The organism is Alicyclobacillus fodiniaquatilis (assembly GCF_042678105.1).
GTDB classification, from domain to species: domain Bacteria; phylum Bacillota; class Bacilli; order Alicyclobacillales; family Alicyclobacillaceae; genus Alicyclobacillus; species Alicyclobacillus fodiniaquatilis.
The window spans coordinates 1-25,004 of record NZ_JBHUCX010000038.1; the positions used below are offsets into that span (position 1 = coordinate 1).

29 protein-coding genes are annotated in these 25,004 nt (G+C 49.4%); 3 read left to right on the forward strand and 26 right to left on the reverse strand.

From position 1 onward, the window contains the following. Positions 1–756: 756 nt before the first annotated feature. Positions 757–1,332, forward strand: coding sequence for a helix-turn-helix domain-containing protein (locus tag ACFSB2_RS14785; RefSeq protein ID WP_377943858.1), 576 nt, complete (start codon positions 757–759; stop codon positions 1,330–1,332). Continuing rightward, positions 1,329–2,882 (forward strand): recombinase family protein, encoded by a 1,554-nt coding sequence (locus ACFSB2_RS14790; protein WP_377943859.1) that lies wholly within the window; start codon positions 1,329–1,331, stop codon positions 2,880–2,882. The genes ACFSB2_RS14785 and ACFSB2_RS14790 overlap by 4 nt, the downstream gene beginning before the upstream one ends. Here the strand turns inward: ACFSB2_RS14790 and rlmH are convergent. The 20 genes from rlmH to ACFSB2_RS14890 form a co-directional block, all read right to left on the reverse strand. Then, on the reverse strand, positions 2,854–3,333 hold the full coding sequence (rlmH, locus tag ACFSB2_RS14795; protein WP_377943860.1) for a 23S rRNA (pseudouridine(1915)-N(3))-methyltransferase RlmH: 480 nt from the start codon (positions 3,331–3,333) through the stop codon (positions 2,854–2,856). The genes ACFSB2_RS14790 and rlmH overlap by 29 nt on opposite strands. A gap of 68 nt (positions 3,334–3,401) precedes the next feature. Further along, complete coding sequence (locus tag ACFSB2_RS14800) at positions 3,402–4,643, reverse strand: S1C family serine protease (RefSeq protein WP_377943862.1); 1,242 nt, start codon at positions 4,641–4,643, stop codon at positions 3,402–3,404. A 229-nt stretch (positions 4,644–4,872) separates the two neighbouring features. After that, the gene (locus ACFSB2_RS14805) at positions 4,873–5,682 is read right to left on the reverse strand and encodes an MBL fold metallo-hydrolase (RefSeq protein ID WP_377943863.1); all 810 of its coding nucleotides are present in this window, start codon (positions 5,680–5,682) and stop codon (positions 4,873–4,875) included. 118 nt (positions 5,683–5,800) lie between these two features. After that, entirely contained in the window at positions 5,801–6,628 is an 828-nt protein-coding gene (gene yycI, locus ACFSB2_RS14810) for a two-component system regulatory protein YycI (RefSeq protein ID WP_377943864.1), read from the reverse strand. Beyond that, positions 6,625–7,923 carry a two-component system activity regulator YycH gene (yycH, locus tag ACFSB2_RS14815; protein ID WP_377943865.1) on the reverse strand — a complete coding sequence of 433 codons (1,299 nt, stop codon included), beginning with the start codon at positions 7,921–7,923 and terminating at the stop codon, positions 6,625–6,627. Before yycH ends, yycI begins: the two co-directional genes overlap by 4 nt. Continuing rightward, positions 7,920–9,689: an ATP-binding protein gene (locus ACFSB2_RS14820; protein WP_377943866.1), complete on the reverse strand. Its 1,770-nt coding sequence runs from the start codon at positions 9,687–9,689 to the stop codon at positions 7,920–7,922. Before ACFSB2_RS14820 ends, yycH begins: the two co-directional genes overlap by 4 nt. Before the next feature lies 1 nt (position 9,690). Continuing rightward, positions 9,691–10,383 carry a response regulator gene (locus tag ACFSB2_RS14825; RefSeq protein ID WP_377943867.1) on the reverse strand — a complete coding sequence of 231 codons (693 nt, stop codon included), beginning with the start codon at positions 10,381–10,383 and terminating at the stop codon, positions 9,691–9,693. 26 nt (positions 10,384–10,409) lie between these two features. Beyond that, positions 10,410–10,859: a hypothetical protein gene (locus ACFSB2_RS14830; protein ID WP_377943868.1), complete on the reverse strand. Its 450-nt coding sequence runs from the start codon at positions 10,857–10,859 to the stop codon at positions 10,410–10,412. After that, positions 10,856–12,238, reverse strand: coding sequence for a replicative DNA helicase (gene dnaB, locus ACFSB2_RS14835; protein WP_377943869.1), 1,383 nt, complete (start codon positions 12,236–12,238; stop codon positions 10,856–10,858). Before dnaB ends, ACFSB2_RS14830 begins: the two co-directional genes overlap by 4 nt. A 29-nt stretch (positions 12,239–12,267) precedes the next feature. Beyond that, positions 12,268–12,711 (reverse strand): 50S ribosomal protein L9, encoded by a 444-nt coding sequence (rplI, locus tag ACFSB2_RS14840; protein WP_377943870.1) that lies wholly within the window; start codon positions 12,709–12,711, stop codon positions 12,268–12,270. A 181-nt stretch (positions 12,712–12,892) separates the two neighbouring features. Beyond that, positions 12,893–13,195 (reverse strand): MazG-like family protein, encoded by a 303-nt coding sequence (locus ACFSB2_RS14845; protein WP_377943871.1) that lies wholly within the window; start codon positions 13,193–13,195, stop codon positions 12,893–12,895. Between the two features lie 176 nt (positions 13,196–13,371). Continuing rightward, a complete protein-coding gene (gene rpsR / locus ACFSB2_RS14850) occupies positions 13,372–13,602 on the reverse strand; it encodes a 30S ribosomal protein S18 (RefSeq protein WP_067622129.1) in 231 nt (76 codons plus the stop codon). 54 nt (positions 13,603–13,656) lie between these two features. Then, positions 13,657–14,133 (reverse strand): single-stranded DNA-binding protein, encoded by a 477-nt coding sequence (locus ACFSB2_RS14855; RefSeq protein WP_377943872.1) that lies wholly within the window; start codon positions 14,131–14,133, stop codon positions 13,657–13,659. Between the two features lie 17 nt (positions 14,134–14,150). After that, on the reverse strand, positions 14,151–14,438 hold the full coding sequence (gene rpsF, locus ACFSB2_RS14860) for a 30S ribosomal protein S6 (RefSeq protein ID WP_377943873.1): 288 nt from the start codon (positions 14,436–14,438) through the stop codon (positions 14,151–14,153). A 179-nt stretch (positions 14,439–14,617) separates the two neighbouring features. After that, entirely contained in the window at positions 14,618–15,718 is a 1,101-nt protein-coding gene (gene ychF / locus ACFSB2_RS14865; protein WP_377943874.1) for a redox-regulated ATPase YchF, read from the reverse strand. Between the two features lie 256 nt (positions 15,719–15,974). After that, a complete protein-coding gene (locus ACFSB2_RS14870; protein ID WP_377943896.1) occupies positions 15,975–16,193 on the reverse strand; it encodes a DUF951 domain-containing protein in 219 nt (72 codons plus the stop codon). Between the two features lie 271 nt (positions 16,194–16,464). Next, positions 16,465–16,692, reverse strand: a complete 228-nt coding sequence (locus ACFSB2_RS14875; protein ID WP_377943875.1) for a zinc ribbon domain-containing protein — start codon at positions 16,690–16,692, stop codon at positions 16,465–16,467. Further along, positions 16,628–17,086 (reverse strand): hypothetical protein, encoded by a 459-nt coding sequence (locus tag ACFSB2_RS14880; protein WP_377943899.1) that lies wholly within the window; start codon positions 17,084–17,086, stop codon positions 16,628–16,630. The genes ACFSB2_RS14875 and ACFSB2_RS14880 overlap by 65 nt, the downstream gene beginning before the upstream one ends. Before the next feature lie 43 nt (positions 17,087–17,129). Continuing rightward, positions 17,130–17,315, reverse strand: a complete 186-nt coding sequence (locus ACFSB2_RS14885) for a helix-turn-helix domain-containing protein (RefSeq protein WP_377943876.1) — start codon at positions 17,313–17,315, stop codon at positions 17,130–17,132. 99 nt (positions 17,316–17,414) lie between these two features. Beyond that, positions 17,415–17,999, reverse strand: coding sequence for a hypothetical protein (locus ACFSB2_RS14890; protein ID WP_377943877.1), 585 nt, complete (start codon positions 17,997–17,999; stop codon positions 17,415–17,417). A gap of 98 nt (positions 18,000–18,097) precedes the next feature. On the opposite strand from ACFSB2_RS14890, the gene yyaC reads away from it, so the two are divergent. Beyond that, positions 18,098–18,709, forward strand: a complete 612-nt coding sequence (gene yyaC, locus ACFSB2_RS14895) for a spore protease YyaC (RefSeq protein ID WP_377943878.1) — start codon at positions 18,098–18,100, stop codon at positions 18,707–18,709. Positions 18,710–18,730: 21 nt separating this feature from the next. On the opposite strand, the gene ACFSB2_RS14900 is transcribed toward yyaC, so the two are convergent. From ACFSB2_RS14900 to mnmG, 6 genes are all read right to left on the reverse strand, one after another. Then, positions 18,731–19,255, reverse strand: a complete 525-nt coding sequence (locus ACFSB2_RS14900; protein WP_377943879.1) for a DUF4446 family protein — start codon at positions 19,253–19,255, stop codon at positions 18,731–18,733. A gap of 276 nt (positions 19,256–19,531) precedes the next feature. Then, entirely contained in the window at positions 19,532–20,389 is an 858-nt protein-coding gene (locus ACFSB2_RS14905; protein WP_377943880.1) for a ParB/RepB/Spo0J family partition protein, read from the reverse strand. After that, positions 20,382–21,149, reverse strand: a complete 768-nt coding sequence (locus ACFSB2_RS14910; RefSeq protein WP_377943881.1) for a ParA family protein — start codon at positions 21,147–21,149, stop codon at positions 20,382–20,384. The genes ACFSB2_RS14905 and ACFSB2_RS14910 overlap by 8 nt, the downstream gene beginning before the upstream one ends. Before the next feature lie 271 nt (positions 21,150–21,420). Beyond that, positions 21,421–22,272, reverse strand: a complete 852-nt coding sequence (noc, locus tag ACFSB2_RS14915) for a nucleoid occlusion protein (RefSeq protein ID WP_377943882.1) — start codon at positions 22,270–22,272, stop codon at positions 21,421–21,423. A 142-nt stretch (positions 22,273–22,414) separates the two neighbouring features. Continuing rightward, positions 22,415–23,119 carry a 16S rRNA (guanine(527)-N(7))-methyltransferase RsmG gene (rsmG, locus tag ACFSB2_RS14920; RefSeq protein WP_377943883.1) on the reverse strand — a complete coding sequence of 235 codons (705 nt, stop codon included), beginning with the start codon at positions 23,117–23,119 and terminating at the stop codon, positions 22,415–22,417. Next, complete coding sequence (gene mnmG, locus ACFSB2_RS14925) at positions 23,112–24,998, reverse strand: tRNA uridine-5-carboxymethylaminomethyl(34) synthesis enzyme MnmG (protein ID WP_377943884.1); 1,887 nt, start codon at positions 24,996–24,998, stop codon at positions 23,112–23,114. Before mnmG ends, rsmG begins: the two co-directional genes overlap by 8 nt. Between the last annotated feature and the right edge of the window lie 6 nt (positions 24,999–25,004).

Below are 25,004 nucleotides of genomic sequence, written 5' to 3' on the forward strand. Positions count from 1 at the left end.
AACAAGTCTTGATTTGTGGCGGCGTAAAACTGCAGTTTTACGCCGCCACATCCTGCACTTTCATCCTGCCACAAACAACTACTCAACTAACGTCTACTAACGTCACCTGCCTTTCCGCATGAATAACTACTTTGTAGTCAATCTCCCTTGCTTTCCTTAGACGAAAGAAGGGAGTGCTGAGTCTTATTTTCACACTGTCACCTGCCTTTCGGATTGTAGTTTTTTGTGTATAATATAGACTATATTCATAATTCAGCAAATAAAATATACAATTAGTTCAATAAATACTACCAATGAAACAATCAACGTGAGTTGCCGAATAAGTCTGCTATTGAGCAATCTGCGGATCGCAAGGCCTTGATTCATGTGATCTGCCCCCCCGTATCCCTTACTCATTGGCAAACTATCCGCAAGGATTTGTTACTCTCACCATTCACCAGTTTCCTCCATCCCAACCTCTTCGTACCCTACATGTTGCTCCCTATATGTGTTGTCTATATCCTCTAGGACGTTCTCCACTGCCGAAGTATTCAGACATAATGTCGCATAAATCGATCTGCTGTTCGATTAGAACGTCAAGCAATACTGCCGACACTTGGTCTACTAAAATGTTCCGATATTCTACTGGTTCATGCTCAGACATAGCCTCCCCCCTTCCTTCAACAACATTGTGTCATATGTAAATTCATAAGTCAAATAAATTAAAAAATTGATATTACATGACACACGTTGTACAATGTCGTCGAGGTGGTAGAATTGGGTGGTATTCAATTTGGAAGAGAGGTCAAACGGGTTAGAATTCAGGCTGGCATATCTTCTCGGCAACTTTCGAGTAAAGTCGGAAAAGCTTCTGCCTACGTTTCTCAACTGGAACGCGGATTCATTAGGAATCCTGACTATGACACTTGTTGTAAAATTTTAGAACAACTTGGTATAAATGAGGATCAAATTGATATTGTCCTGGAACATTTCGGTATTGTTTCCCCACAAATTTTAGAGCAACAAATTCAGTGGTCAGAGAGACATTCAGAAGAAGAAGAAATGAAGCATAGAACAAACTATTACGAACGCAAAATGGAGAGATTAAAACGTGATGTTCATTCTATCAGCAATGCCCTCTTAGACCTGATTTATCCTCCTGATCTGTACAAAGCCGATCTGGTTATTACCAATATGCGTTCGTTAACAGAGGACGAGGATAACTTTGAATTTCTCTGTGATTTGTTTAGTCATAACTTATCACGCATAGACAGAGTGAAACGTCGAAAAGTGCTACAGTGTATCAAAGAATGTATGGCTGATCCCAATTTTCAAGAGGAGGATGGAGAATGAAAGTTGCATTGTATGTAAGAGTGTCCACGGAAGACCAAGCTGATGAAGGCTTCTCTATTGACGGGCAAATCAAAGCTCTAAGAGATTGGTGTGACCGCAATCACCACGAAGTTGTTGCAGTGTACAAGGATGAAGGGATAAGTGCAAAAAATCTAAACCGTCAAGGTATCAAGAAACTTTTTGCTGATTGTGAATCATCCCTGTTCGACATAATTGCTGTTTGGGATATCTCCCGACTTTCCAGAGAACTTAGAGATATACTTACAGCAATGCACATCATAATGGATCGAAATAACGTTCGGTTCTTTTCTTTACAAGAAAACAATGACTATTCATCGCCATATGCCCGTATGACCCTTCAGGTAATGGGTTCAGTAGCCGAATTACAAAGAAAGACTCTAATTACGAACGTGAAAATGGGTATGACTCAAAGAGCAAGTGAAGGGTTATGGAACGGAGGTAGATTGCTGGGTTATAAATCTGTGAACAAAAGATTAATTATTATCGAAGAAGAGGCTCAGATTATTCGTCAAATATTCTCCTTATATGTCCAAGGGTATGGGTATAAAGCCATTGCAAATAGATTAAACCATGCTGGCTACAAGACCAAGAACCACTCCGATTTTTCAATCACGTCGATCCGTGAGATCATCACCAACCCTACATATGCAGGCTACATTCGTTTTAACAGTGTTCAGAACTGGAATGAGAAACGTAGACAAGGAAAGGGCGATCCTATCATTGTCAAGGGAGTACACGATCCGATTGTAGATATGGAGACGTGGGGGAAAGTGCAAAATATCTTTAACATAAAGTCTAAAAAGCCAAGTAAGACTTTCACAGGACATTTTCCATTGACCTCTCTTCTACGGTGTCCGCAGTGTGGAAGTGGCATGAGGGGGCACAAGAATAAGTCTAAAAATCAAAATCATTATATCCGTTACTATCAATGTGGGGCTTTCCATAGTAAAGGTTCCGCAGTTTGTTCTTCAAACAGCGTTAGAGCAGATTGGATTGAAGAAGATGTGTATCAAAGGCTTGAAAATGTGTTTCACAATCAAAATTATCTGGCTTCAATTGTTTCGAGAGTAAATCAGAAAATTTCCGAACAAAAGGAACCATTACTGAGCAATCTCAATTACCTCAACGGTCAACTTGCAAATATACAGAAGAACATCAATAAATATTTGACTTTGTTTGAGACAGAAAGTATCGAAGTCGAATCACTTAAAGACCGCCTGCGAACTTTGGAACAAGAAAAAAAAGAAATACTTAAACAGAAGTGTATCGTTGAGGAAGCTCTTGCACAACCAACCGTAAAGGAAATATCTGAAAAGGAAATTAAACAAAGTCTCGCTGTATTTTCTGAGTTACTACCTAAGGCAAAACCAGAACAGCAGAAAGCCTTATTACATTCACTTGTCAAAGAAATAACTGTCACACAAGCTCAAAACATAAAGGATCGGAAAGTTGAAAAGGTGGAGTTGATGTTTGATACCTCATTGAAAGAGGAACGTGTGCTTACTTATGATACGGTTCCCCCCGCATAATCCGAATCCCCCGATACAACTGCTCCAACAGCACCACCCGCGCCAACTGGTGCGGCAACGTCAACGGCCCGAAACTCCACCGCACCCGCGCACGCTTGCGCAAATCCGGATGCACCCCGTTCGATCCGCCGATGACAAACACCAACCGCCCGAATCCCTCCCCAAGCAGCCCCGCGTATGTATCACTCCACACCTCCGACGACATCGCTTTCCCCTGAATGTCCATCAGGACAATCCCGTCGCGCGGGCGCAGCAATTTTTCCATCCTATCCGCCTCGCGGCGCAAGACCAGCAACCGCTCGGCGTCTGACAGCGTCTCTGCCGCTGGTTCATCCGGCACCTCATGTATGTTCAATGTGACATACGCCGAAAGGCGCTTCTCATATTCGCGAAGCGCCTCCACCCAGTACTTTTCCTTTAGCTTGCCAACTGCAATCACTTCAACGTGCATATCTCGCCATCCAAACCTCATTTATTCCACGCGCAAACGTCCAAACAGACGGTTCCGCGCACCGAAATTCAATCGTCATCGTCCGATTGCTGGCGGTTGTCAGTCGTCAATTCCGTCTCCATCGATCCGATTTTGACCTTCAGCGTCAGCAACTTATTGCCACGATACACTTTTAGCGTCGCCGTGTCACCCGGCTTTGTCTTAAACAGGTACGTGCGCAAATCGGCTGTCGTTTTCACCGTATGACCGTTCAATCCAACGATGACATCATTCGCTTGTAAACCGCTCGCTCTCGATTCCTTCGAGGTCACAGCCCGAATCCAAACGCCGTAATCCACCGGCACGTCAGGCCACATCTGTTGCGGCAGTGTGCCCAGGGAATAAGCAGTCACGCCCAAAGCCGGATGTTCAGCATGCCCTGTGCTCATCAGCTGTTTGGCGATGATTTGCACTTCATTCGACGGAATGGCAAAACCCATCCCTTCAAAATTCTGCGCGACAATCTTGCTGCTGTTGATCCCGATGACACTGCCATTGATGTTCACCAACGGTCCGCCACTATTGCCCGGATTAATGGCCGCGTCGGTCTGAATGACCGTCTGATAATCCAAGGTCTGATCCCCACTCTGACCGCCCGGATCCTGTACGGGCATCAACCGTTGTTTCGCGCTGACGATCCCGCTCGTCACCGTGTCCGCAAAATCGAGCCCCATCGGCGTGCCAATGGCGATGGCTGGCTCGCCAGGCTGAATGTTGTCGGAGTTGGCGAACGTCACCGGCTCAATGCCCTTAAATGCGTTTAAAGGCACCTTAATGACCGCCAAATCGGTATATGGGTCTGTGCCCACCACCGTCGCGTTGATATGTTTGCTTGAATTGAGTACAATGTCCACTTTGGCCGCGCCAGCCACCACGTGATTGTTGGTGACCAAATAGCAGTACTTGCCGTCTTTATAAAACATGACGCCTGTCCCGACACCGGTCGCCTCAAGCTTTGATTGCTGTGAAAAGAAATCAGATACCCTGGCGTAATTCTCGACACCCACCACGGCTGGTTCAACGCGTTTGACGGCTTCTGTCACGCCGTCGGTGACGTTGACATTGACGTTGTTTGTCACAGTCGCGAAATCATCATGCCGACTCGATGCGCTGATACTCTTTGCAAGCGTGATCCCGCGATGATTGCTTGTCGATTCTATCGCCAGCGTCGCACCAGAACCCACCAAAGCCGACAACGCAACGACAGCGACCCAGCGCCAGGAGTTCGATGAATGAAAACGGTCTTCTCTCCTACCCCGATAAAACCCCACGTGTTATCGTCCTCCTCAACGTCCTATCCTTCGCAACCCGCAGCATTTTATGTACCCATCCGCCCCCGTTCTTTTGTCTTGGGACGAGTTTGATCTCGGTATTCTCCCCTGATATGAGAGGCTATACACGATTTGAAACAGGTTTTTGAAGGGAATTAAAAGGATATTTGTTAAAGAGGATGGCCGATATTCCGCCTCATTATGCAACACGAGGGCATAGGGAAAGGCATCACACCGTTGCTTTGGTAATCTGCACAAACTCCGTTGGGTTTTGCCGACTCGTACGCTTGAGGCGCACTTGGCCTGCGACATACGGCGCAGCGTCTTCCAGCACCCGTTGAATGGTCAAATCCGCCAAATCCGGTTGATTGTTGTCCGCGCTCAAGTGGGCTAGGTATACATCCACCGCTGACTCCGGCAGGATATCCACCAGCGCATACCCAGCGTCGGTGTTCGACAGGTGACCTTTGTCGCCGAGAATGCGACGTTTGATGTGCCAGGGATAAGGGCCGACACGCAACATGTCCACATCGTGGTTGCTCTCGAAAACATAGGCGTCGCAATTCTGCAACAACGCTTTTTGATGATCTGTGACATAACCTAAATCGGTGACCACTGCCAAGCTCGACTCGTCCGTATCAAAGCGATAAGCGACGGGCTGCTCTGCATCATGGGATATGGCAAACGGCGTCACGCGGACATCGCCAATTTGCAGCGGCTCATCTTCATGAATCACCGTCCAAGGCTGATCGAACGTCTCCGGCTTGAGTTTGTCCCCTAAGCCGTGGTGCGTCCCCTCGGTCATGTACACCATGCTCGAAGCGTGCTTATACACCTGCGCCAAGCCCTTAATATGGTCGTCATGTTCGTGCGTGACCAGTACTGCCGTCAAATCTGCTAAATCTCGATTACACGCCGCATTCATACGCATTCGAATCTGTTTGCCGCTGATCCCTGCATCGAGCAGAATACGCGTCTCGCGATGTTCAATATATAGCGCATTTCCGCTGCTGCCACTTGCAAGGATGCTGAACTGCACGTTTCTTTTCCCCCTACTTGAAATCAAATCGGTGCCTTTGTGTGCGCCATCCGCAATGTCCCGTCTACCTGACCTTATCTTTTATGCTGCTGATGCAAGATGCATCGCGCAAAAAAAGTTAAGGCGCGAATTCCACTTCTCCGGTAAACGCATTGATATAGTAGATTTGGCCTTGTGTGACCACACGCCAAACCGGAAACCAATAATTCGCCTGATTGTCCACTTGGTAGAGCGAGATTTTCCGCGCATAGCCCAAATCGACCTTTAAAATTTTATTGTCCTTGCTATCATCACTCTTGTCCACCGCATTTGCAAGACTATCCAAAGCATCCAAAGCAGAAATCACCGGTTTTGGATCACTTGTCGGGCGAATGTTAAAGATCTCCGTTTGCGAGTAGGACAAAAGCCCGCCTTTATCCGTCGTCACGTATACCGGGGCGTCAAAAATCGGATAGCCGTTGTACGATTGCACATAAACGGCATGTCCAGCCGATGATTCAACGGGATCGACCACGTACTTCTCGCCTTGATAAAAGTAATTTTCAGCGGCGTGTGTCCCTGTGATTTGCTGTGGCGCATTGAAAGAGACCTGCCATGTGCCAGTCGCGACCGAGATGATTTGGCCAGTATCCGTATCCGCTTCGTCCATGGAGGTGGAAATATGGACATTCTTTGCGTCGGGAAAGATATTTTTCACCAGTTGCTTTAAGTTCGGCGACTGGATATCCGCCTGAAATGATGATGAGTCCGGCTGTTTGAGCGGAACGTCTGTGGCCAATGTCAAGCCGTGTTCGGCGAGCAGCGTCTTCGTGTTTGCCAGAATGTCCGTCTGCGATTCCACATAGCCATTCATGACTTGCCGCGACGAGTAGAGTTGCCAACCCAGCAGGATATCCAGCAACAAAAACAACCCGATGAGCCAATTCTTCGCAGTCTCCCAGTTCATGCGATATCACTCCCGGGCATCGGTGTGCCGTCTACAGCATTTATCACAAACGAATCCCCACTGCTATTTGTCACCAGATACACAGGTTGCAACAGCATGCTCGTGGTTCCCTCAGGCGTCGCAGCATATCCGAGGACAATTTTAAAGTTTTGCAGCGGATCGTGCTTGTCCAAACCAGCCATGACCTGCTTCAATTCGTTCACATCGATGATGTTGACCGTGGACTGGTGAATCGGCTGTTGCATCACCCACATCGGCCGCTGGTAATTCTCCACCCGCTCATTCTCAAAATCGATATCATAATCCGCATCTGGCGATAGAATAGGGAAGCCATTCTCATATTGCATAAAGGCGTAGGTGTAGGCATCCGCATCAGAAGTCAACGCCCCAACCGCATCAAAGCCGATGACATTGGATGCGCCCCCGCCATGTTCTTGAATGAAGTCGATCACGGCCAAAAACGGATTTTTGTGAATGGCCAGTTGTTCCCCATTGGGATCTTCGTATTGCAGTGTCTGCTGTTGTTTGTCCCACTGAACGGCGCGTGTGCCGTCGGTCCACAACAGCGTATGCGCATTTTCCTGAATGCGCGTGGTGGCTTGAGGATTGACGAAAAACGTGTGGATGAGCGGTAGCGAATCTGGTTGCCTTACACGATAAGTCGCCGTCTTCATGGTCAAATGCTGCGGCACGTAACTGATAGAACTGCCCTCCCCCACCACATCGTACGGTTCGCGCTTGACATTGCTGTCTGCGTGCTGCAGCAACTGACTCACGTTCAAATCCGTTTTCATGGTCATGATGCTGCTGTCGCCAATCAAAGCAACGCGACAAGCATTGTCATCCGGCAGTTTGTACAACACAATCTCCCTGCCGCTCCAAGCGTTCACCGTTGAACCGAAGTTGGAAAGCCAATTGGTCCCCAGCGAATGGCTGATACTGATGCCAAATTCAAACGTGACGCACATCTCCAATTGTTTGGGTAGAGTTTTCACAGTTTGTGACGCATATGTATGCGCCGTATGCAATTGATTCGACCAATACGTATAATCGCTGGAATCAGGGTTCACGACCGTCTGGCCCTGCGAGGTCGAGATGGTAATGGCGTATGGTCGGACGGCTTTTGCAATGTCCGGCGTCGCGGCAATGGGCAAGGATGGCGCTTGAACAAAGCCAATCTCCTCCCCCTCCTCCAAATTCCCCGACCACAAAAAATAGCTGAGCAAGAGACTGCCAGCGACAAGGACAAACAGCACAATGGTTTTGCTATTGCGAACCCAACGGTACCGATTCATGTCTCTGCCGGCACCTCCTTCGCCCTGTCAAAGGAAACCTGTACGCATGTGCCAACACCGACTTCACTGGTCATCTCGATCTCGCCGCCTAATCTCTGCGCCATCTCCCGCGCCAACGCCAATCCGAGCCCAGTCCCTCCCAACCGCCGACTGCGCCCCTTATCCACGCGATAGAACCGTTCAAATACATGGGGCAGATCTGCCGTTGGAATGCCAATGCCATCATCTTTGACAAGAATGTGCACACGCTGTGGCTCAATTTTCGCAAAAACCGTCACGTGACCATGCGGCGGTGTGTATTTTACGGCGTTGGAAACCAGATTATCCAAAATGCGATTGAGCATGTCCCGATTGCCGAAAATGAATGCTTGCGTTTGCACCGGTTGAACATCCAGTGTCAATTGCTGCCGTTGCGCCTGCAAATAAAACCGCTGTGAGATTTGCTGCAACAAATCTGTGATGGAGATCATCTGATGCGTCGCCTGCACCTGTCCTCTGTCCAAACCGGAAAGTTGCAGCAAATCACGTGTCAAACGCACCATTCTATCGGTCTCTTGCCCGATGACAGCCAAAAAGGATTGCCGGGTTTCCTGTTCGTCCTCACGCAAATCAGACAACGCTTCTAAGTAGGATTTGATACTCGTCAAAGGTGTTCGCAGTTCGTGCGAAACATTGGAGACAAAATCGCGACGCGCCTGGTTCAGCCGCTCCTGTTCGGTGACATCGCGCACCACCGCGACAAAGCCCTCCGACTGCTCCCGCAAGCGAATACTCGTCAAAATGATATGCAACACTGCCCCGCCGACCACACGCACGTCGGCGCAATCGCCATTCTTCGCCTGTTCCAACATTTCCATCAACCCTAAGCGGGAGACCACGGCCACCTGGGCATCCACGCCCTCGACAGCCAAAAGACGCCGCGCGGCGTGGTTCATGAACAGAACAGCGCACGCCGAATCCAGGACGATAACACCCTCGCCCATGGAGGTGATGATGGCGCGCAGACGCTCCTGTTCCCGGCGATTGGCTGCCAACGCCTCATCCAACTCGTCGGCCAAGTGGTTGATGGCCTGCACCAAGTCGCCAAATTCGTCATTGCTGCTGCCTTCCAGGCGCCGTGAGAAGTCGCCGCCTGCCATCACTCGCGCCTGACGCGTCACATCGAGCACAGGACGCGTCAGCGCTCTTGATAGAATGGCGCCCAAAATGATGGTGAGCACCAGTACAAGACCGCTCCCCGTATAAAAAATGGTCGTCACCTGGCGGATGGTTTCGTAGGTCACCTGCACAGGCAACACATATTCGAGAATACCTGCAAATTTCCCCTGTTGCAGCACAGGCACAGCCACAGCGAGCAGATGTTGACGCGTCAGCGGATCGAAACGGACCGCAACCGCATTCTTTTTGTGCAGCAGCGCCTGCGTGGCCACCGAATCTGTGCGTTTTTGACCAACCAGCGCGCCGCCTGCAGATGTGTAAATGACATAGCCGTCTTTGCTCAACATATACACCGTGCCGTTTAAAAACTGCGGTATGGACTGTAAAACCGACGTGATCGATCCGCTGATTTGTTTAGCGCTGTCATCAATTTGCGGCGCGACCAGTGTCGCCATCAGCTCCGCCTGATTTTCGGCCGCCTTGGACTGCGTGTTGATCAACGAATTGGTCAAAGTGCGGACAAAATAGGCGCCAATCAGCTCAACGGCAAACAAGATGAGCAAAGTGTAGACCAGCACCAACTTTACGCGTAAACTGCGCCATATCATGTCAGGAATTCCTCACATAATAGCCCACGCCGCGACGTGTCAGGACATACTGCGGCTGGCTCGGATCCGTCTCCAGTTTCTCGCGCAGTCGACGGATGGTCACGTCAACCGTGCGCTCATCCCCCTCGTAGTCCATTCCCCACACATCTGTGACCAATTGCTCGCGGGTGTACACCTGACCAGGCCGCGATGCAAGGAAGGCGAGCAGTTGAAATTCGCGATGGGTCAATGGGATAGGCCGTCCTGCCTTCGTCGCGGCATAATGCGCCAAATCGACCACCAAATCGTGAATCACCAGCTTGTCTCGACCCTGTTCATCGACACCCTCGTCGAAGTTCACACGCCGCAGGTTCGCTTTCACCCGCGCCAGCAATTCACGTGTGCTAAACGGTTTTGTCACATAGTCGTCCGCGCCAAGTTCGAGGCCGAGCACCTTGTCGACCTCATCATCCCTGGCCGTGAGCATGATCACAGGGACCACGGAGGCTGCTCGTACGGTGCGCAACACGTCAAACCCGTCAAGCCCGGGCAGCATGGCATCCAACAAAATCAGGTCCGGCACATGGGTCCGCCACGATGTCAGCGCCTCGTTCCCGTCATACGCGCACGTCACACGATATTCAGCGCGCTCCAAGGCGAATTTCAGGATATTTGCAATCGGTTCTTCGTCTTCGACGACGAGAATATGTTGCACACCTGCACACCTCCCCCGCTGGACAATTAGCCACGCAGTGTCCAAATAAATTCGGGATGCTCTAAAATAGATTGATACTTGCCTAAATTCATCAACAGCATTTGGTATGGCTGATATGAAGTCGGTATACTCGGATCTTGCGTCGCATAATGACCAATATCAAAAACTGGCGGCCCAAACCACCATGGTTTCACTGTAACGTAACAGACGACTTGTGACGGCAGCCTGTCCATCGCGTACTGCGGGATATCGTAAACAAAGGCAAATCTCGCCCAAAAAGCGATGCACAATCCGATAAAAAGCACAATGACAGCGCGAAACCAAAAACGCAGATTGCGCAAAGATCTGTAAAATCGCAGTTTGCGCAATCGCGCTTTGCGTCGTTTTTGCCGACGTTTGCGCTTTTGGGCAAGTACCTGTTGATGTTCCCTACGCGATAACGGCCGCGGCTCCTGTACCCTCTGATCTTCTCTCATGCTTCCTGATGTGTCATTTCCAGATTGACAAATTTGTTGTAGTTCTTCAGAAAAACCAAATCAATTTTCCCTGTAGGACCATTACGTTGCTTGGCAATGATAATTTCAATGATATTCTGCCGTTCAGATTCCGGATCATAGTAATCATCGCGATAAAGAAAGGCGACTACATCGGCGTCTTGCTCAATCGAACCAGACTCACGAATGTCTGACAACATCGGACGCTTGTCCTGGCGCTGCTCGACCGAACGACTCAGCTGCGCCAAGGCGACAATCGGGACTTCCAATTCACGCGCCAGTTGCTTGAGTGAACGCGATATTTCGGAAATCTCCTGTTGCCGGTTTTCCCCCGAAGAACGACGGCCATGAATCAGCTGTAAATAGTCGATCACGACAAAGCCAAGTCCATGTTCCAGCTTCAGGCGCCGCAACTTGCTGCGCATTTCCGATATGTTGATACCGGGCGAATCGTCGATATAGATCGGCGCGTTGCTGAGCGTACTGACCCCCATGGACAGCTTTGGCCAGTCATCATCATCCAATGAGCCCGTACGCAGTTTGTGTCCATCGATATAAGCTTCTGCGCACAGCATACGCTGCACCAACTGATCCTTCGACATTTCTAAGGAGAAAATGGCGACAGGCAACGCATTGCGGACAGCCACATTTTGCGCGATGTTCAGCGCAAAAGCCGTCTTTCCGACAGACGGACGAGCGGCCACGATGATCAAATCCGACTTCTGGAACCCGCTTGTCATCCGATCCAACTCGCTGTAGCCTGTCGCAACACCCGTGATGCTACCCTCGCTCGCATACAACTGTTCAATTCGCTCGAACGCGGTCTCCAGAACGTCCGCAATATGCGTAAAGTCGCGTGTCTTTTGAAACTGACTGAGTTCGAGAATTCGCTTTTCCGCAGCGGCCAGTACGTCTGTAGCCGATAAATCCTGGCTGTATCCCTCTTCGGCAATATCGGTCGCAGCAGCGATGATCCGCCGCAACAGCGCCTTTTCAAGCACAATCTGCGCGTATTGATTCACGTGCAACGCCGTTGGCATCGCAGCGGCCAAATCAGCTAGATATTCCGCGCCGCCAACCTGATCTAACGCATCATCTCGCGTTCTAAGCGCTGCAGCCACCGTAACCACATCAACCGGTTGGCCTGCTTCGTACACCTCGCGCATGGCTCGATAGATAGATTGATGGGCCGCCCGATAAAAGTCCTCCGGTTCCAGATGTTCTAGCGCATCCCCAACCGCTTCCTCTGAAATGAGCATCGCGCCAATCACAGCTTGTTCTGCTTCTATTTGTTGTGGTGGCATACGTAGTAAGGATTCACCCAAACTCGTTTGCCAACTGGTTTGTTGTTCACTTGCCATCGACAATCGCCTTCCATATGAGGACAGCCTTACTCTGCTTCAACATAAACAAGAACAGTCACCGTAACCTGTGGATGGAGTTTGATTTGCACTTGATGCCCACCAAGAGATTTTATCGGATCATGTAACTGGATTTTTCGTTTATCAATCTGAATGCCCTCTGATTTCATCGCATCGGCAATGTGTTTGGTCGTAATGGCGCCAAACAATTTGCCGCCTTCTCCAGCCTGCGTCTTCACGACAATCTTTCTGTCTTTTAACTGCGCGCCCAAGGCGTTGGCTTCCTCTAACTCCTGCGCCTTGTGCCGCGCTTGTTTGTCTTTCTGCGTCTGCAAGCGCTCCAAGGCGGCAGGCGTCGCTTCCTCGGCCAAATGACGCGGCAAGAGGAAGTTGCGTGCGTAACCCTCGGATACTTCCTTCAGTTCCCCTTGCTTCCCTTGTCCTTTTACATCTTTTAATAAGATCACTTTCATCGGCACGTCCCCCTTATATTTGCATCCTGTAGTCTTATCCTAGACGTGGAATCGGATTTGAGCAAATGCAAAAGCGACCAACCCATGTCGCAAAACCGCCAAACAATCCATTGTTTAGCAATCAACGTCCGAGTGGCCGATAGAAAAATGGCGCTACAACTGGCATGAATCAGATGGTCGTCTATATGCGGTTGTGCAGATGTTCAATGACCTCTTCCAAATCAGCATGACTTACACCATCTGCTTTGGCCATCCTGTAGCCATTGATAATTTCATGATCTATCTGATGTGGAGCGATTCCCATCTGGACCCCCAACAAGTAAGCCAACCCAACAACACTGCCTAAGGTGACTGTCAGTTCTCCCTGATTGCCTGACTGAATACTCCGCAAGACTTCAACAACCTGTTGAACAAGCTCAATTTTATCATGCTCGACGGTCTGTAGTTTACGGGTAAGGTCAACTTGCGATTCAATGTTGGCCACACTTGTTCCCCCTTGACCTATCCGCTTTCAACATAAGGCGTTTTATACATGTTCAGTTCCACGGATATACCCGTATTTCCTTCTGAACGCCATGAAAGAAGCACGATTTGCCACCAAATTGAAAAATGCACTCCAGCTTTGACTGGAGTGCATTTTTAACTCAAACCTCATTCGACTTATTCAGTCGTGTAAGGCATCAAGGCAATCTGACGTGCTCGCTTAATCGCGACAGTCACCTGACGTTGGTGACGTGCACAGTTGCCGGAGATACGCCGCGGTAAGATTTTGCCACGTTCGGTCAAGAATTTATTCAAACGACCGATGTCCTTGTAATCTGCATAGTCAATTTTGTCTACGCAGAACTGGCAAACCTTACGACGCTTCCCCCCACGTCCTTTGCGTGGCATAAGAATCAACTCCTCGTCGTTTTGTGGTAACCCGTTCTACCAAGCGCACTAACATCAAAAAGGCAAGTCATCTTCCGAAATGTCGATGGTTTGACTGTCGTCAGCGAAAGGATCATCTTCAAACGAAGGTGCTGAACCATAATCGGTACGCGGCCGTCCGCCAGTGGAAGGTTGTCCACCGCCAAAGCCGCTGTTTTGCTGTTGCCCTTCTGGACCGCGATCCAAAAAGCGAACCGTTTCAGCAACGACCTCTGCGACACGAACCTTTTGACCCTCACGATTGTCATAACTGCGTATTTGCAAACGACCATCTACAGCTGCAAGCCGCCCTTTATGCAAATACTGCGATACGATTTCCGCCTGTTTCTGCCATACGACAATATTGATAAAGTCGGTCTGGCGCTCGCCACTTTGACCAGACCGCATGCGGTCAACAGCCAACGTAAACGAAGCTACAGCCGTGCCTGAATTTGTATAACGCAACTCAGGATCTTGAGTCAAACGTCCAATTAAAATTACCCGGTTCAGCATGGTTTCCCCTCCGCGAATTACTCACCTACGCGGACTGTCAAATAACGAACGACATTGTCATCAATGCGCATGATCCGTTCGAGCTCTGTCGGCACTTCCGCACCGGCCGTGTATTGTACTAACACGTAATAGCCCTCACGGTTGCCTTCGATCTCGTACGCCAAACGACGTTTGCCAATCTCCTGCAGTTCGTCAATCTGACCGCCTTGTCCAGAGATGAGCGATTGATATTTTTGAACCAATTCGGTTGTCTGTTCAGACTCCAAATTTGAATTTAGAATGTACATCGTTTCGTACTGACGCATACCGTGACACCTCCTTCTGGCCTATGGCCCCATATGGAGCAAGGATGATATGGCGACATTTAGTGCAATGCGCCGAGTATCAATGCTAACATAACAGGCTGACGTACACAACATCTCATTGCAACTTCCAGCAAGTTATTTTAGCAGGTTGTTCAAAATCGTTCATAGAACAAACCTGATTAGACATTGAAACGGAAATGCACAACGTCCCCGTCTGCCACGATATAGTCTTTTCCTTCTAGCCGCACTTTCCCTTGCTCACGAGCTGCTGTATAGCCCCCGGCCTTGACCAAATCCGTATAGGCGACAACTTCCGCCCGAATAAAGCCCCGTTCGAAGTCGCTGTGAATGACACCCGCAGCTTGTGGCGCTTTAGTGCCTTCACGAATCGTCCAAGCTCGCACTTCCGGCTCACCCGCTGTGAAATAGGTTCGCAACCCCAACAGGTCATAAGCGCTGCGAATGAGCTTGTCCAAGCCTGCTTCTGCCAAGCCTAGGTCAGCCAGGAACGCATCTCTGTCTTCCCCTTCCAACTCGGCGATTTCAGCCTCCAGTTGCGCGCTGACCACCACGACTTGCGCATGCTCTTCAGCCGCCCGCTGACGAACGGTTTCCACATATGGATTGCCCGTATTATCAGCAGCTTCATCCTCACCGACATTGGCCGCGTACAGGATGGGCTTCGTCGTCAACAGATGCAAATCGCGCAATACCTGTTCTTCTTCTTCGGACAAGGAGACATATCTTCCCGGTTTGCCATCCGCAAGCGTCGCTGCAATGCGCTCCAGCGCATCCGCTTCGACTTTAAATTTCTTGTCGCCACTCTTCATGTTCTTCTTTGTGCGATCCAGGCGCTTTTGGACGGTTTCCAAATCAGCTAAAATCAGTTCCAGTTCAATTGTCTCAATGTCACGCAGCGGATCGACAGAGCCAGACACATGTGTGATGTCGTCATTTTCAAAACAACGCACCACATGTACGATGGCGTCCACTTCGCGGATATGGCCTAAAAACCGGTTGCCCAATCCCTCACCTTGGCTTGCCCCTTGGACCAGCCCTGCAATGTCCACAAACTCAAATGCCGTTGGGACAATGCGTTTGGGATGGACGATGTCTGCAAGCCCTTGCAGACGTACATCCGGCACTTCTACGACACCGACGTTCGGATCAATCGTGCAGAACGGATAATTTGCTGCTTCTGCCCCAGCTTTTGTGATTGCATTAAATAAAGTGGACTTCCCGACATTGGGCAACCCAACAATTCCAGCCTGTAACGGCATACTGACACCTCACTACGCACCTTGCAAAATAGAGTATAGATGGGACGCAAAACACTGACAATGCCATTTTGTATCGCTCTATCTCATATAGGGAACCAGCGACAGCGTGGATATTTCACATGGACACGCACTTAGGTTTCACGTGAAACATCATCATATTCTGCATAAAAGACCCTGCGCTTTTTCATCTGCAATGCATCGAACGCGCTACATGTTCATACCAGCACAGGCATCCTAGCGACAGACGGGAGCCAATTTATTCGTCATCCGCGACCTGGTTGTCCTCTGCACTGGCCACCAACACCTTGCGCACAAGCCTGTCAAAACGGGCACGTGGAATTAACACGCTATGGCCACACTTTTGGCACTTGATGCGGATATCCATGCCAAGGCGAATCACCTGCCACTGATTCTCGCCACAGGCGTGTGGTTTTTTCATCCGTACGATATCGTTCAATTGATAATCGACGGGCATATTTGACGCCTCCGTCCAATCAGCCACCTTTATATGAATGACTCTGGCGGCCCTGTCATCGCTGAACCCAAACAGAAAGGTGATCTCACCCTTCAAAACCAAACTCAATATTCGATTCTACCTCATTTTGTTGGCTTCTACCATGCTCATGATAACACAGTTTTTGACACCCCCCACGCCTAAAGACGTGGGATTTCAACGCTCACACGTTGGCTTTCCCGCTTCGCAGAGGACTTGCCCGCTCTACGGCTTTTTAGCTTTCGAGCGGATCTTACCGCCTCTCCACAGGGAACACCGCAAGCCCTGCGGCTAAGATATTCTTCGCTGCGTTGATGTCTCGGTCATGTTTGGTTCCACACTTCGGGCAAGTCCAAGTTCGGACTTCTAGTGCCATTTTGTCCATCCGATGGCCGCACCCACCTGTAGAACATCTTTTACTTGACGGATAGAACTTGTCGATTTGCACAAATTTTCTTCCGTACCATTCTTGGGTTCCCATATTTCTTGCCAGTAGAGAGAATCACAGCATCCTTCAAACCCAAGTCCATGCCAACCGCTTGTTCAACAGTTGGCCATGATTCGATTTCTTCAAGCACTTGGAACGACACAAAGTAACGGTTTGCACAATCTTTGCTGATTGTAATCGTTGTAGGGTTTCCCTTGAAGATATACTTATCCCGCTTGCCAAAAGCATTCTTTTCCCCAAAAGACCAACGGATGTTCAATGGTTCCTGCATCTTCGCGAGCGTGAGGTTCTCTCCATCCCACTGAAAGGCATTTGAAGCGTAAGTCGCTGATTTGGACTCCATGCTTCTTATGAAACTTCGGATATTCGGCTCTGCCTTCAAAAAGTTGATAAACGCTCTATCCAGATGACGAAGCGATTGTTGCAAGACTACGGAAGAAACTTCATTCAGCCATATGCTTTCTGTTGCTTTAGGAATGTGAGTTGACCAGAAAGGCTTTGTAGTACAGGCGTTCTCCTTTATCGTGGTAGGCAACGTCTTTCAGATGGAGTCCCCAGTTGTAGACATAACGAACACACCCAAATGTTCTATTCAGGATGTTCGTCTGTTCTTCTGTTGGGTAAAATCTGTACTTGTACGCTCTCATCTTCTCCATACCCACATTTTACGTTGTATATGTTAGCGTGCAAAGCGTATTTTGCCTTCGGCAAACACCTTATCCCACGAATGAATCCGTGGGTTTTACGGCGCAATTCTATAAACCGGCCAATGTCTGCACGATGTGCGTTGCCAGCAACAAAATCATCGATTGGTTGACCGCCATTCCGATATTGTGCAATACAGCGATCCATGACAGGTTAGCGCAGAACCAAACTGTCGAAATGGCGACGACAAACCCACAGGCAAATCCAGCCGTATTGGCGCACACGCGATTCACGATGGAATTCGTCGTCCACTCCTCATCCCAAAATGCTTGCATCAAATATTCGATCACGATAAAAAGCATAAAGATGGCCCAAGTCATCAGCGCCGTCAACAGACCTTGCAACACGTGCAGCGCGATCCACTGTGATTGACTGTAGAAATCTCCAGTCGGTTCAGCAGGCACCACACGCGCCACCAGGCCAACAGGGTGCGTTCCCGCCTGTATTCGATCCGACAGCCATTCGAACGCACTCCCGCTCTCCATAAAACGCTGGGCAAACCAAGGCGAAATCTGCTGGGCGACAAACAACGACGTACATATCGCCGCTACATATAATAGCGCCCGCTCCGCGGAACGGGTACGGACCCACGACCATACCCAAAATATCTCCCCCAGCAACAATACATCTATCAAGTTTTTCTCTCCTTTTTTCTCACTGAAACACGGGACAGGTATAGTTGATGGTACGCAAACGTATACTGGGAATATTCCGCTGTGAGGGGGATATCCCGTTGAAAAATAGCCAAACGGATTTAACTATCATGCCAGCGGGAGGAATACTCGGAAGCGTCGCTTTTGATGAGGACTCCGCGGCGCAGGGGCTGGAAGAAATCATGGATCTAGGTCTTAGCGTCGTACAACAGCCGCAGATACTCGTCGTATGTGTGGGCACCGATAGATCAACAGGGGATGCGTTCGGACCAATCATCGGCTCCCGTCTAGCCACATTGCCGAAGATTCCAGGCGTCGAGGTTCTGGGCACACTGGACGAGCCTGTACATGCCGTCAATTTGGGATATACGTTGGAGAACATCCAAAAACAACACCAAGTGGCGCCATTCATCATTGCAATTGACGCATGTCTTGGCAAATTTGATCACGTCGGGCACATTACAGTGGAACGCGGACCGCTTCGGCCAGGTGCTGGCGTCAAAAAAAGTCTGCCGCACTTTGGGGATCTCACGCTGACGGGGATTGTAAATGTCAGCGGCTTCATGGAGTACTTCGTGCTGCAAAACACACGACTGAGTATTGTCATGAAGATGTGCGAGATTGTCGTTCACGCTTTACACAACAGTCTGTCCAAACACCATATTGGGCAGTCCATGCGCATTGGTATATAAAAAGCGGAGAAAATTCTCCGCTCAAGAGGTTTTGACAGCAACTTTGTCTGCCGTCTTATTTTGGATCACAGCTCGGATTACTGATTGTTCCTCTGCGGTCAACAGATAATCCGAGTCACCGCCTTGCACAGGTTTTCCGTATGTAACAGAATCGTCCCTGCCATATATCGAAGTCAAGACAACACCATCGCCGACATCGTCCAACAGGGCAACAGAGTAGCTCAAATCACTGCCCACTTCAGCAAATGCGTTATAACGGCGCATCGCAGGTGTTGACACTTTTGTTTTTAGCTCAGCTTGTACATCGTGTAGCGACGCTTCTGTTTCCGATACCTTTTGTCGCAATGCCGCCACAGCTTGCGTGGTGCTCGTAAACACATCTTCTAAGTCAGTTGCTGAACCGATGGCTTTCCATTGTTGTAAACGTCGCCTCATCCGTCGATTGGCAGATATCGCTGCAATGGCCAATATCAAACAAACCACGGACAACACGGCTGATCCCAGGGCAATGTAAGACAAATACGGTTGAAGCAGTTGTGAAATCATCGAGCCAAATCGTCCTTTCCAGCCAACAGACCTCTTGATTCGGAGTGTGTCGCAAACCGTTCACGAAGAACAGCTAAAATCCGCTTACGCCAGTCCAGATGAAGCGGATTTGTATGATGATCACAAACTCCACTACAAAAGGGCTGCCCTCCACATGCTCCTAGTATAGCGCCAAATCGGCAGTTGCCCTCTGCCAAATGTTACTGTTCAAAAACTGTTCAATCAAACGTATGAAACAGGTGAGGAATGCTCACCTGCACCAAAGTTTCAATCACTTTACGATTGAACATTGGATAACATCAGTTGCATGATACGTTCCAAATCTTCTTTTGAAAAGTATTCGATCTCGATCTTCCCTCGTTTTTTTCCTTGCTGAATGCGCACCGCAGTGCCCAGGTATTCTTGAAACTGTTGTTCATAGCGACGATAGGAATTGGATGCCTTCACATTGTTCTGTGTTTCACGTGAAACAGTCTTTTTCGGTTGGTAGATCATATTCTCTAACTTGCGCACACTCAAATCTTCATCGACAATCTGATTGGCGAGCATCCGCTGCTGCTCTTTGTCCTCGACAGACAACAAAGCGCGTGCATGGCCCATCGACAAGGTCCCATGCGAAACCATTTCACGAATATCGGTAGGTAAGTGGAGCAGACGCATCATATTGGCAATATGACTCCGACTTTGTCCGACGCGTTGGGCCAGTTCATCCTGTGTGAGCTGACACTTCTCAATCAGGTTGGCATACGCCTCGGCAATCTCCATCGGATTTAAATCTTCTCTTTGCAGATTCTCGATCAGCGCGATTTCCATCAACTTTACGTCAGTTAGTTCTCTAACAACGGCAGGCACGACCTGCAGCCCTGCCAAACGCGCGGCGCGGAAACGCCGTTCCCCTGCCACGATATCAAAGCCGCGAATTTCACTTTTACGCACAATCAGCGGCTGTATGATGCCATGTTCCTCAATGGATCGGGCGAGTTCCTGCAATTTGTCCTCATTAAACTCCCGGCGCGGTTGATATGGATTGGGTCGCAAATCCCGCAAATCCACAGAAACAACATAATCATTATCCGAAACATTTAATTGGGGAATTAACGCATCAAGTCCACGGCCAAGACCTCGTTTACTCAAGTCCAATCACTTCCTTGGCTAATTCCATGTAGGATTCTGCCCCTCGTGACTTGGGATCATAATGAATAATTGGGCGTCCATGACTGGGTGCTTCGCTTAGGCGAACATTACGCGGGATAATCGTTTGATAAACTTTGTCACGGAAAAACTTTTTGACATCTTCTATCACTTGAAGACCCAAATTTGTCCGCGCATCCAACATCGTCAACACGACACCTTCTACCTCCAATGAGGTATTCAGATGCTTTTGCACTAAACGGACCGTATTTAATAACTGACTTAACCCTTCCAATGCATAATACTCACACTGAATGGGTATCAGCACGGAATCTGCTGCAGTTAACGCATTGACCGTAAGCAATCCTAGGGATGGTGGACAATCGATCACGACATAGTCGTATTGTGCTCGCATCGTTTGAACCGCACGTCGCAAACGAACTTCGCGCGATATCGTAGGAACCAATTCAATTTCGGCACCAGCTAATTGAATGGTTGCAGGCAACAGTGACAAATTCTCCAGACCGGAGGACATCACTGCTTCCGACATCGACACATCGTTAATAATGACGTCATATACACAATACTTCACGTCTGCTTTGTTGATTCCCACACCAGACGTCGTATTGCCTTGCGGATCTATATCAATTAAGAGCACACGTTGATTTAATGTCGCCAGACATGCACCTAGGTTGACTGCGGTTGTTGTCTTTCCCACGCCACCTTTTTGATTTGCAATGGCGATAACCCGGGCATTAGACACAAACAGTCCTCCTCCTTCGAGCGTGGCGTCCAAAATGACCATTCTCCATTCTACTGCAAAACGGTGGAGAAGTGTCGAAAAACAAATGAATCGTTATGAACTTGCAACATTCTTTTTTACGACATCTAAAAATAAGCGCTGCAGAAAGCTGAATCACATTGGAAAGCACAAACAAATCGCCAATAAAAAGAACATAGAAAGCTTATAGCGCGTCGAAATAAAAAAGCGACCCTTGGCCGCTTATATAAAAAAGTGACAATGGCAATACACACTAAGCTTGTGGCTCAATCTTCTGTTTTGGCACCTTGATGGTAAACTGATAATATTCTTCCTCGTCTGCTTCCTCACAAACCACCGTCAATCCCGTGTTCTCAATCATCTCAAGCGATTGGCGAATGGTGTTCACAGCCAATCGCACATCTTTGGACAGCCCTTTGCGCCTTGGCTTTGCTTGTTTTTGCTGCGCTTGTTCAAGGCCCGAAATTTTCGCCTTGACCCGCTCTTCCATCTGTTTGACATTCCAGCCCTTTTCGATGCATTCCTCAAGCAGTTCAATCTGCATCTCCTCGGACGGGATGGCCAACAACGCGCGTGCATGCCGTTCCGTAATCGCCTTTGTCAACAACGATTGCTGCACAGATTCTGGTAGATTCAATAGACGAATTTTATTTGCAATCGTCGACTGGCCCTTGCCCAACCGTTGCGCCAAACTTTCTTGTGTCAATCCGTGCAACTCCAGCAACTGCTGATAAGCCACAGCTTCCTCAATCGGCGTCAGACCTTCGCGCTGCAAATTTTCGATCAGTGCCGCCGACGCTGTCTGCGCATCATTCATGTCGCGAACGATAGCAGGAATGGTTGTCCACCCTAAATGACAAACCGCGCGCCAACGACGTTCCCCAGCAATCAACTCGTAACTCTTATCTTTCTTCCGAACGACAATTGGCTGGATCACACCGTGCGTATGAATGGTCTTTGCGAGTTCTTCAATCGCCTCTTGATTAAAAACAGTTCGTGGCTGATACGGGTTAGACACAATTTGATCCACGGGGATATCCACGACTTGCGTATTCTGCGGCCCGGAATCTCGCAGATTGATGAACCTTCCCCACGCTTCTTTCATTCTTACCCCTCAATTCTGCACTGAACGGACGATCTCGACACTATCCTCTGATTTTCACCACGAAATGTCCGATTTCCTTCAGCTCGACAAACGTTTTCAAAAATTAACAAAATCCTACCGTGATCGACACGAATTGACATCATCATAAAGGTTTCCGTTGCGGGATGCCAGCTTTGCGCGGATATGTGTGCGGCAACGACGACATCTGCTCAAACGCGACAATCGTGCGCGCCCCCATATCCAAAGGCAGCGTATACGTGTCCACCGCCTGGATTTTGGCATGCAGTTTCTTCGCAGCGCGCATTCCGTCTGCACGCTCATCGTCAAATCCAGGTCCTTTGTAAGAAAATCCGACACCGTGCAATCGCAAAAATGGGCACATCAATTCCATAAGGATGTTCAACCGAGCGACAGCCCGCGAGACAACCACATCAAATTGCCCGCGATATTCAAGATCTCGCGCCAAATCCTCAGACCGCGCATGGACACATCTGACATTCTGCAAGCCAAGCTCTTGCACCACGGCTTCCAAAAAAGTCACCCGTTTTTGCAAAGAATCACAGAGGACAAAGTTCATCCCCTGTTCAACGATGGCCAAAGGCAGGCCTGGAAACCCTGCCCCTGTGCCAATGTCGATGACCTGCCCGCCGCGCTTTGCGGCAGTCGACCACAAAGGAATAGACAATACAGCCAGGCTATCGTAGAAATGTTTGACGTACACCTGTGTCTCGTCTGTGATGCTCGTCAAATTCATTCGCTCATTCCAAGTGAGCAACAGCTGGCGATACTGTTCAAGTTGAGTGAGCTGTCGTTCAGTCAGCGGACGCGGCCATGCGATTTCATCCATTTGCAACTTTCCCTCGCCAAGCTTCCAGATACACGAGCAAAATGGAAATATCAGATGGAGTGACACCTGCGACACGCGAGGCTTGCGCCACCGTGCGCGGCCGGATTTTCGTCAATTTCTCTTTTGCTTCCGTCGCCAATCCAGATATCTGATAAAAATCAAGCTCGGTTGGAATCAATTTGTGTTCTAACCGTTTTTGCCGTTCAATCACTTGTTCCTGTTTTTGAATATACCCCGCATATTTCGTTTGAATCTCAACTTGTTCCACCACATCTGCCGGCAAATTGACACCGCCGGTCGGATCCAATTGTTTCACCTGATCATACGACAGTTCGGGCCGCCGTAACAACTGTTCCAGTGTGACGCCATCCTCAACAGGCTGTGAAGCAAATGACTGCAGACGCTCATTGGCCATCGGCGGTTTTACCCGTGTCCGCTGCAGGCGCTTTAACTCTTCCTCGATGCCGATGCGCTTGCGCATCAAGCGGTCATAGGTCGCTTGCGGCAGCAAGCCAATTTGGAAACCGGTCTCCATCAAACGCAAATCCGCGTTGTCATGGCGCAGCAACAAGCGATATTCAGCGCGAGAAGTGAGCAAGCGATACGGCTCATTCGTGCCTTTGGTGACGAGATCATCAATCATGACAGCAATATAAGCGTCTGATCGCGCCAGGACGACCGGCTCCTCGCCCTGCACTTTGCGCGCAGCGTTGATACCGGCCATAATCCCCTGCCCAGCAGCCTCCTCGTAACCAGAGGTGCCGTTGATCTGCCCTGCTGTGAACAATCCTGCCACGCGCTTTGACTCCAAGCTCGGCCACAATTGCGTCGGCACGATGGCGTCATATTCGATGGCATAGCCTGGCCGCAGCATCTCAGCGCGCTCCAAACCCGGAATACTGTGCAAAACCGCCAACTGCACATCCTCCGGCAGACTGGTCGACAATCCCTGCACATACCACTCAGCCGTGTTTGGCCCTTCCGGTTCCAAGAATATCTGATGGCTAGGACGATCTTTAAAACGAACAACTTTATCCTCAATCGACGGGCAGTATCGCGGTCCTGTCCCTTTGATCTCGCCCGAGAACATCGGCGCTCTATCTAGGTTTTCCATGATGATGGAATGTCCAATTTCGGTTGTATACGTCAACCAACACGGCACTTGCTCCCGCGGCGGCACGTCAGGGTCAAAAGAAAAATGCTGCGGCTCCGGATCCCCTGGTTGGGCCGCGAGCTTGTCAAAATCGATGGTGTTGCGATTGATGCGCGGTGGCGTTCCCGTCTTGAAACGGACGAGATCGAAACCGAGATCTAGCAAACTCTCCGACAGTTTTACAGCTGGCATTTGACCATTGGGTCCACTCTCATAGGAGACTTCACCGATAAAGATGCGACCGCGCAAATAGGTGCCTGTGGTCATCACCACGGCTTTTGCGTGAAAAATTTGGCCGCTCTTGGTCAACACACCTTTCACTTGGCCGTTGTCAGTCAATAACTCTTCGACCATCGCTTGCTTCAAATCCAAGTTTTGTTGCCGCTCAATCATCCATTTCATATTCAAAGCGTAAAATGCCTTGTCCGCCTGTGCCCGCAATGCTTGCACAGCTGGCCCTTTGCCCGTATTGAGCATCCGCATTTGAATATAGGTGGCATCAATATTGCGCGCCATTTGCCCGCCCAAAGCGTCAATCTCCCGCACGACAATGCCTTTGGCTGGTCCGCCAATGGAGGGATTGCACGGCATATAGGCGATTGTGTCAAGATTGATGGTCAACAAAAGCGTCTTGCAGCCCATTCGGGCAGATGCCAACGCAGCTTCACAGCCCGCATGTCCCGCGCCGACCACTATCACATCGTATTCACCCGCAAAAAAATGCATCCACTG